Here is a 9013-nt window from a genome sequence, read left to right as displayed (position 1 = left end):
GGCGGGGCGGGCCCCCCCCGCCGCCGCTCCGCTGTCCCGCGCTGCGTCTCCGGCCATGATCGGACCCTAGTTCGCGCACCCCGATCCCTCACCCGGAGCGCGCCGACCGGTGGAGGGCCATGCCCCGTGAGCTCGTCGGCTCTGGTCGGACCACCGGGCGGCGGACACACCGCAGCCGGCCTCGGAGAGAGACCGGCTGCGGTGGCGGGGTATTCACCTGTCCGAACCCGTACGGTGCGGAGTCAGAGACGGGTCACTTGCGTGAGGTCACTTGACGTTGATGGCGGTCCAGGCCGCGCCGACCGCCTTGTACTCGGCGCTGGTCGTGCCGTACAGCGCGCCCGCCGCGCTCAGGGTGGCGGTGCGTGCCCTGGCGTAGTTGGTGGAGGACGTCATATACGTGGTGAGGGCCTTGTACCAGATCTGCGTGGCCTTGTCCCGGCCGATGCCGGTGACCGTCGAGCCGTCGGACGTGGGGCTGTTGTAGCTCACGCCGTTGATGGTCTTGGCGCCGCTGCCCTCGGAGAGCAGATAGTAGAAGTGGTTGGCCGGGCCCGACGAGTAGTGGACGTCGAGATTGCCCAGCGTGGAGGACCAGTAGTCCTTCGACGCGCCGTCCTTGCTCGGCCTGTCCTGGTAGCGCAGCGGCGTGCCGTTGCCGTTGATGTTGATCTTCTCGCCGATGAGGTAGTCGCCCGGGTCGCTCGGGTTGTTGGCGTAGAACTCCACCGCTGTGGCGAAGATGTCGGAGGTCGCCTCGTTCAGACCGCCGGACTCGCCGCTGTAGACCAGACCGGCCGTGGCGGCCGTGACACCGTGGCTCATCTCGTGGGCGGCCACATCGAGCGAGGTGAGCGGGTGCGTGTTGCCCGAGCCGTCGCCGTACGTCATGCAGAAGCAGCTGTCCTGCCAGAAGGCGTTGACGTAGTTGTTGCCGTAGTGGACGCGGGAGTACGAGCCGACACCGTTGTTCTTGATGCCGTTGCGGCCGAGCACGTTCTTGTAGAAGTCCCAGGTCGTCGCGGCGCCGTAGTGCACGTCGACGGCGGCGCTCTGCCGGCCGCCGCCCCAGATGTCGTCGGCGTCGGTGAAGAGCGTGCCGGTGCCCGAGGTGCCCTGGCTCAGGTCGTACGTCTTGTGGCTGCCGCGCGTGCCGTCGGTGAGGTTGTACGTGGTGCCGCTCCTGGTGGTGCCGAGCGTGACGGAGCCGCTGTAGGCGCCGGTGCCGGTGCCGGTCTCGACGGCCTCGTCGCGGAACAGCTCCTCGCCGGTGGCCGCGTCGGTGACGACATGCAATTCGCTCGGCGTGCCGTCCGGCTGGACGCCCTTGATCACGGTCTCCCAGGCGAGCACGGGAGCGCCGGTGGCGGCCCAGATCACCTTGCGCGGCGCGGACTCGGCCGCGGGCTTCGCGGTCTTCTCCGCCGAAGCGGCCTTCAGGGCGCTGGACTTGGCGGTGGCCGAGGCGATCCGGGCATCGGTGGAGGCCACGGCTATTCGGGCCGAGGTCGCCTTGGTGACACTGCGCCCGCCGGCCGGCGCCCGGTGGACGATCAGATCGCCGCCGAGCACGGGCAGTCCCGCGTAGGTCCGCTCGTACCGGGTGTGCACCGTACCGTCGGCGTCCTCGATGACATCACGGACGACCAGCTTCTCCTGCGCGCCGAGTCCGAGGGACGCGGCTTCGCTCGCGGTGTCCGCCTGGGCGGACTGGATGGCCGCGACGCGCTCGGCGGGAGTGAACAGGACGGCGGTGGCACCGCGTTCACGCGAGAGATCGGGCTGGGCGCTGGCCGTTCCCGACTGGATGCCGACGACCACCATGGTGGCGGAGGCGACGAGGGCCGCGACACGAACGGTGTTCTTGCGGGGGCTGGAAGCTACGAGTCTCACTCAGTCTCCAAGAGTGATGGACCGCCTGGACGGCCCTTCTGTGGGGGAGCCCGTCGCGTGATCAACGCGCGTCGAGCCGTCCAGAGAGTGACATCGTTCGGACACTCAGCAATAGATCGCTTACCAGGATTTGACCTTGTGTTGTCAATTTCGCGCGGCATACGGACATCAAACGGGCGTAGTGGAGGAGCAGTTGGGAGCGGAGGGCCCCGGCGGGCGACAGCCGGGACCCTCCGCGGTCGGACGGCGAGACAGGCTTTACTCGAAGAGATCGGAGTACGAGCCCAGGGCCAGTGCGATGTCCGCCTGTGCCCAGAACCGGTGGTAGGTGAAGCTCGGCGCGGCTCCGCCTCGCAGATACGCCTCGACCTTCGACCACGCCGGATCGCTCTTGTAGAAGGACCGGATCGAGTCGAAGGTGGAGGCGGAGTTGATCGTGTCGCCGTTGGGCATGGTGCCGGTCCAGCCGCTCGGGACATAGACCGGATCGTCGAACCTGCTGTAGTCGGTACGGGTTTCGGGAACGGCGATGCCCAGGGCGTCCTGGTGGTGGTCCCACATCCCGTCGAGCAGCGCCTTGGCCGTGTCCCTGGCCGCGGTGTCGCCGGACCTCGCCGCGTAGTAGGAGAGCGTCTTGGCGTAGGCACCGGTCACACCGACGTCATTGGTGTAGTCGGCGACGGTGACATGCAGACCGGCGTTGGCACCGGGAGTGGTGGCGTTCCAGGTGTCGGGCTTGCCGGACCACTGGAGGGTGGACGGGATCCGGTAGGTGCCGTCCGGATTGACGGTGGTCTCGGACAGGGCCCAGTCGACCCACTTGTCCAGCACCGCCTTGGCCGCGCTGTCCCCGGTCTGGTGGTAGTACTCGGCGACGCGCTCCATGGACCAGGCCTGGAAGCCGAACCACTGGTTGGACGGCGGGTCGTGGTAGACGGGCGCCTCGTCGTAGTACATGCCGTAGAAGGTCGGGGTCCCAGCCGGCGGCTGGGCGTATCGGCCCTGCCAGCTGTTGGTGGCGCCGCCCGCGATGGCGCCCTCGGAGGACTGGAGCCAGCGGTAGAACTCCATCTGCCGTTTGAGACTGGTGCTCCAGTCCTGCTGGCCGGTGGCCGATTTGGGCTTGAGGTCCGCGTACGAGCTCAGCGCCCACGCGGCCATCGGGTTCTGGTAGCCGCCATGGGCGAAGCTGGAGCCGATACGCCAGGCCCAGCCCGCCGAGGTGTCGGTGGCACCGCCCCAGGCGTAGTACCAGGAGAGCAGATAGTGCGAGCTGTTCTTGCCGCTGCCGGCCGGGCAGGCGGTCTCGCCCGCGCAGTCGCCCACCTTCTTGAAGTACTTGTCGTACATGGCGTAGCGGAGATAGTCGCCCATCTTCGCCGCCTTGGCGACATTGGCCGCCACCTGGCTGCCCTTGCCCTGCTCCTTGGCCCACTCCGAGGCCCAGTAGGCGGCCTGGACGGCGCGGGCGTCGGCGTCGGGCGCGTTGGTGAACTTCCACTGCTTGGCGTAGGAGGCGTCACCGGTGAACAGGTCGAGATAGCCGTTCTTGCCGCCGTACTTGAACGCGTCACAGGTCGGCTGAGGCACGGTCTCCCAGACGGACTCCTGCGGTCCGCGCTGGAAGGTGTTGATGTACGACGGGCCCTGGTCGGCCGGTCCCGCCTCGCACTTGCCGGGCGCGTTGCCGTATCCGTAGACGTTGTCGACGTCCTGGATCCAGTGCATACCGTAGATGTCGTCGGTGCCGTAGGCGCTCTTCAGCTCGCCCGCGATCGGGTCGCTCCCCACCGGGACACCGCCGTTGAGCTGGGAGGGATACTGCGAGGGCAGATCCCACTCGGGCGCGTAGGTGGCGGGCTTCGAGGCGGTGTAGAAGCTGTTGGTGGGCTGATCGGCGTGGGTCGGGATCATGTAACGCTCCATGGTGTCCCACGCACCGTTGAATCTGCTCCAGTCTCCGGTGACCTTGCCGTACATGGCCTGGAGCCAGATCAGATAGCTGTACGCCTCCGAGGTCGTCTCATGCCCGTGGTCGGGCGCCTCGACGATCAAGGTCTCCACCGAGTGGTACGGGATGCCCTCCGGCGAGAAGTAACCGGCGGCCGGATCGGTGATCTTGCCGTACAGCTCCAGGAAACGGGCGTCGTAACCGCCGGACGCGGCGAGCTGTGTGACGGTCACCTCGGCCTTGGTCTGTCCTGGCGCGGTCGCGGTGAAGGTGGCGGAGCCGGTGCCGGTGGCCGCGGCGGAGACCGTCACCTGCTGCGCGGTGTCCCAGTTGGCGGTGGTGAAGGTGAGGCTGCTGCCCGCGGTGACGGTGAGAGCGGTGTTGCCCGCGGTGCGGGCCACGGTGACCTGGACCGGAGCGGTGGGCCGTGCGGAGAGCTTCACTCCGAACGTGCCGGTCGCGCCCTGCCGTACGCCGAGCTGGGCGGGGCTCGCGACGAGTGAGGGACCCGCGGCGACCCGCACGCCGACCGGAGTGGACTCCGCCGAGGCGCCCTGGCCGTCGTAGGCCTTGGCGTACAGCGAGAGATCACCGGCGGGCACATTGGTGTAGTCGAAGGTGTACGGCGAGGTGGTGTCGGTGCCGAGCAGTGTCGTGTTGCTGTAGAACTCGACCTTGGTGATGCCCGCACCGTCGGCGGCGGCAGCGGTGGCGGCCATCGGGATGGTGCCGCCCGCGGTGAACAGCGCGCCGGGAGCCGGGCTGGTCAGTACGGCGATGGGCGGCTGGTGCGCGCCCGCGCAGGTCACTCCGTTGACGGCGAAGGCGGTGGGCGCGGTGTTGGTGCCGCTGTAGTTGAAGTTGGCGCCCGCGCCCGCCGAGGCTCCGGGCGCGATCCGCGCGTTGTGCGCGGCGTTCTTGACGGTGACGGCCTTGCCCGACTGTGTCCAGGTGCCGTTCCAGCCGCTGGTGAGCGTCTGGTTGCCGGTGTACGCGTAGGTGAGCGTCCAGCCGTCGATCGGGTCCGTACCGCGATTGGTGATCGTGAGATCGGCCGTGAAGCCGGAACCCCAGTCATTGGTCTTGTAGTCGACACCGCACTGGACCGCGGCGGCGTGTGCGGGAGTGCTGTTGGCCGCGGTCAGCGCGAGCGGCAGGGACAGGGCCGCCGCCAGCGCGGTCAGCAGCCGGCGAGTGCCACGCGCCCGGCGACGTCTTCCGAACGGTGGTGGCGCGCCTGGCGGTGAGCCTCGTAAGCCGAGCATGGGGTGGTCCTCCTCGCGGTCCGGTGCGGGTGTGGGGCGGAAGTGCGAACCAGTGGGAGCGCTCCCAAGCGTCGAGCGGGACCGGGAAGGTGTCAAGAGTTTGAACAAGACGCACGTCCAAGCGAGTTGGTCGATAAAAGAAGTCAACCGCGCTGTTGACTCACGCCACTTCGGCGCTACCGTCGAACGCAACCAGTGGGAGCGCTTCCATCAGTCATACGCCGTGTCAGGTGGCGTATCGACACCGAGGAGTCGCTCCATGCGAGCACCACCGCGCCTCGGCGCGCTGCTCTGCGCCGCGGCCCTGGCCGTGGCGGGCACCGCCCTTGTCCAGCCGACGGCCGCGTCGGGAACCGCGGCCGTCTGCACCGTCGAGTACAGCGTCACCAGTCAGTGGGACAGCGGCTTCCAGAGCGGTGTCACGCTGACCAACAACGGGAGCCCGGTGACCGACTGGACTCTTGCCTTCGACTTCCCGGGCAGCCAGAAGGTGGCCCAGGGCTGGAACGGGAAGTGGTCACAGTCCGGCAGGACCGTGACCGTCGTCAATGAGAGCTGGAACGGCACGATTCCGGCCGGCGGCTCGGTCGGCGCCGGATTCATCGCCTCCTGGTCGGGGTCCAATCCCCCGCCCACCGCGTTCCGGCTCAACGGTGTCGCCTGCGACGGAGAGCCGGGACCGGGTGATCCCACCGATCCGCCGACCGATCCGCCGCCGGAGCCGGGCGGCGCACCGCCGAAGCTGCGCGCCTCGGGCAACAAGCTGGTCGACGAGAACGGGACGGTACGGCGCATGCTCGGCGTCAACCGCTCCGGCGGCGAGTTCATGTGCGTCCAGGGCCATGGCATCTTCGACGGCCCGGTCGACGACGCCTCGGTGCGGGCCATCGCGGACTGGGAGGTCAACACCGTACGGGTGCCGCTGAACGAGGAGTGCTGGCTCGGGCTGCCGCATATCAACCCGGCCTACGCCGGGACGAATTACATCCGGGCGGTCGAGCAGTTCGTGGACCGGCTGGAGGCGCACGGCATCACGCCGGTCCTCGAACTGCACTGGTCCCACGGCAGGTACACGGGCAATGACAACCACTGCGCGGACACCGAGTACGCCACCTGCCAGAAGCCGATGCCCAACGCCCAGTACACACCGGCCTTCTGGACCTCGGTCGCCCAGACGTTCAAGGACGACGAGGCGGTGGTCTTCGATCTCTTCAACGAGCCGTTCCCGGACCGCGCCACCAGCGACATCGACGCCGCCTGGACCTGCTGGCGCGACGGCGGCACCTGTCCCGGGATCGACTTCCCGGTGGCGGGCATGCAGTCGCTGCTGAACGCGGTACGGGCCACCGGCGCCCGGAATCTGGTGCTGATCCCCGGCGTCGCGTACGCCAACGACCTGCGCCAGTGGCTGAAATACCGTCCGGCGGACCCGGTGTCCAATGTCGCCGCCGCCTGGCACTCGTACAACTTCAATGTCTGCGTCAACGAGAGCTGCTGGAACGAACAGCTCGCCCCAGTGGCGGCCCAGGTGCCGTTCGTGGCGGGCGAGATCGGCGAGAACACCTGCTCGCACAGCTATCTCGACCGGGTCATGGCCTGGCTCGACGGCCGTGGCGCCTCCTATCTCGGGTGGACCTGGAACACCTGGGACTGCTCCTCAGGACCCTCTCTGATCAGCGATTACAACGGCACGCCGACCAATTTCGGCGCCGGACTCCGTAACCATCTGAAGGGACTCTCATGAGCCGCACCACCGTTCCACCGCGCCGCGCCCGTACGGCGCTGATCACCGCGAGCGCCCTGATAGCCGCCGCGGCGGGCACCGCGATCGTGCTGGACGGGCCCGCCTCCGCGGCGGCGGCCGGCTGCACCGTCGACTACAAGATCCAGACCTCGTGGGACAGCGGCTTCACCGCCAATGTCAGTGTGACCAACACCGGTGACGCGGTCAGCTCCTGGAAGCTGGAGTGGAGCTTCGCCGGCAACCAGAAGGTGACCCAGGGCTGGAACTCGACCATCACCCAGACCGGCGCCGCGGTCTCCGCCGCGAACGCGGCCTGGAACGGCGCGCTGGCCACCGGCGCCTCGGCGTCCTTCGGTTTCAACGCCTCGGCGACCGGCACCAATGCCGTACCGACCGTCTTCAAGCTCAACGGCGTCACCTGCAACACACCGGGCGGCGGTGATCCCACGACTCCGCCGCCCACCGATCCGCCGACCACTCCGCCGCCGGCCGGCTCCAAGGTCGACAATCCGTACGTGGGCGCCGGGGTGTATGTGAACCCGGAGTGGTCCGCGAAGGCCGCCGCCGAGCCGGGCGGCACCAAGGTCTCCAACCAGCCCACCGGTGTCTGGCTGGACCGGATCGCGGCCATCGAGGGCGTCGGCAACGGAATGGGCCTGCGCGACCATCTCGACGAGGCGCTGCGGCAGGCGGCCGGCCAGCCGCTCGTCGTCCAGCTCGTCATCTACAACCTGCCGGGCCGTGACTGCTCCGCGCTCGCCTCCAACGGAGAGCTCGGCCCGACGGAGATCGACCGCTACAAGACCGAGTACATCGACCCGATCGCCGCCATCCTCGGAGACAGCAAGTACGCGAGCCTGCGGATCGTGACGACCGTCGAGATCGACTCGCTGCCCAACCTGGTCACCAATGTCACACCTCGGCCGACCGCCACTCCGCAGTGCGATGTGATGAAGGCGAACGGCAACTATGTCAAGGGAGTCGGCTACGCCCTGAACCACCTGGGCGCCGTCTCCAACGTCTACAACTATGTGGATGCGGGACACCACGGCTGGCTCGGCTGGGACGACAACTTCGGCGCCACGGCACAGATGTTCAAGCAGGCCGCGACCGCCGAGGGCAGCACCGTCGACAAGGTGCACGGCTTCATCGTCAACACCGCCAACTACGGTGCGACGAAGGAGAACAACTTCACCATCAACGACAATGTGGCCGGCAGGTCGGTCCGTGAGTCGAAGTGGGTGGACTGGAACCGCTATGTCGACGAGCAGTCATTCGCGCAGGCCTTCCGCCAGGAGGCGGTCCGTGCCGGCTTCCCCTCGGGCGTCGGCATGCTGATCGACACCTCACGCAACGGCTGGGGCGGTACGGCCAGGCCTGCCGGGCCCGGCGCGCAGACCAGTGTGGACACCTATGTGGACGGCGGGCGCTACGACCGCAGGATCCACCTGGGCAACTGGTGCAACCAGGCCGGTGCCGGACTCGGTGAGCGGCCGAAGGCGGCGCCCGCCGCCGGGATCGACGCGTACGTCTGGATGAAGCCCCCGGGCGAGTCCGACGGCGCGAGCAAGGAGATCCCGAACGACCAGGGCAAGGGCTTCGACCGGATGTGTGACCCGACGTACACCGGCAACCCGCGCAACAACAACAATCTGTCGGGCGCTCTGGCCAACGCGCCGCTCTCCGGTGACTGGTTCTCCGCGCAGTTCCAGGAGCTGCTGAAGAACGCGTACCCGGCGCTGTAGAGCACGTTGCGGCGCACGCTGTAGAGCACCGGGCACCACGGGACCGGCGGACCTGAGTGTCCGCCGGTCCTTGCCGGTTGCCAGTCCTGCCCGGTCCTTGCCGGTCCTTTTCCGGGCCTTCCCTGCCCGCACCGGCGCCGATTACTCGTGAGTAGTCCACGGCGGAGAGGTGACATCGACGACTTACTCACGCTTCTGCGGCCTGACACCGTTGGCAGTGTCACCGGCCGAAGGAGAGCGCGTGTGAACAAGGGCTACGGCGTATTCTGCGATGCCGACCGGCATTTCTACGACGCACCGCACCGGCTGCCGTCCACCGGTGGCACGGGCCACGAGGCCCTGTACGAGGCCGCCCGGCGGCCGGCGCCCGCCGGCTGGCAGCGCCACCGCGCCGGCGACTGGCTGGCCTGGCGTC

The 9013-nt window shown here is 68.4% G+C and carries 4 protein-coding genes; 2 read left to right on the top strand and 2 right to left on the bottom strand.

Annotated features, from left to right (window positions below; all coding sequences use genetic code 11):
• Positions 1-267: 267 nt before the first annotated feature.
• Both GA0115259_RS32365 and GA0115259_RS32360 read right to left on the bottom strand, forming a co-directional pair.
• The gene (locus GA0115259_RS32365) at positions 268-1893 is read right to left on the bottom strand and encodes a M4 family metallopeptidase (RefSeq protein WP_093603570.1); all 1626 of its coding nucleotides are present in this window, start codon (positions 1891-1893) and stop codon (positions 268-270) included.
• 258 nt (positions 1894-2151) lie between these two features.
• Complete coding sequence (locus tag GA0115259_RS32360) at positions 2152-5109, bottom strand: glycoside hydrolase family 48 protein (protein WP_093603568.1); 2958 nt, start codon at positions 5107-5109, stop codon at positions 2152-2154.
• 259 nt (positions 5110-5368) lie between these two features.
• On the opposite strand from GA0115259_RS32360, the gene GA0115259_RS32355 reads away from it, so the two are divergent.
• Together GA0115259_RS32355 and GA0115259_RS32350 are read left to right on the top strand one after the other, a co-directional pair.
• Positions 5369-6853, top strand: coding sequence for a cellulose binding domain-containing protein (locus GA0115259_RS32355; protein ID WP_093603566.1), 1485 nt, complete (start codon positions 5369-5371; stop codon positions 6851-6853).
• Entirely contained in the window at positions 6850-8598 is a 1749-nt protein-coding gene (locus tag GA0115259_RS32350; RefSeq protein WP_093603564.1) for a glycoside hydrolase family 6 protein, read from the top strand. Before GA0115259_RS32355 ends, GA0115259_RS32350 begins: the two co-directional genes overlap by 4 nt.
• Positions 8599-9013 lie beyond the last annotated feature (415 nt).

It is taken from the genome of Streptomyces sp. MnatMP-M17, assembly GCF_900091995.1.
Taxonomy (GTDB): Bacteria; Actinomycetota; Actinomycetes; order Streptomycetales; family Streptomycetaceae; genus Streptomyces.
The sequence above is the reverse complement of the archived record's forward strand: the minus strand, read 5'-3'. Positions and strand labels throughout refer to the sequence as shown.

Bases quoted from the DNA above. Each gene is read 5' to 3' on its own strand.
- GA0115259_RS32360 (WP_093603568.1), bottom strand. From the start codon at position 5,109: ATGCTCGGCTTACGAGGCTCACCGCCAGGCGCGCCACCACCGTTCGGA.
- GA0115259_RS32355 (WP_093603566.1), top strand. From the start codon at position 5,369: ATGCGAGCACCACCGCGCCTCGGCGCGCTGCTCTGCGCCGCGGCCCTG.
- GA0115259_RS32350 (WP_093603564.1), top strand. From the start codon at position 6,850: ATGAGCCGCACCACCGTTCCACCGCGCCGCGCCCGTACGGCGCTGATC.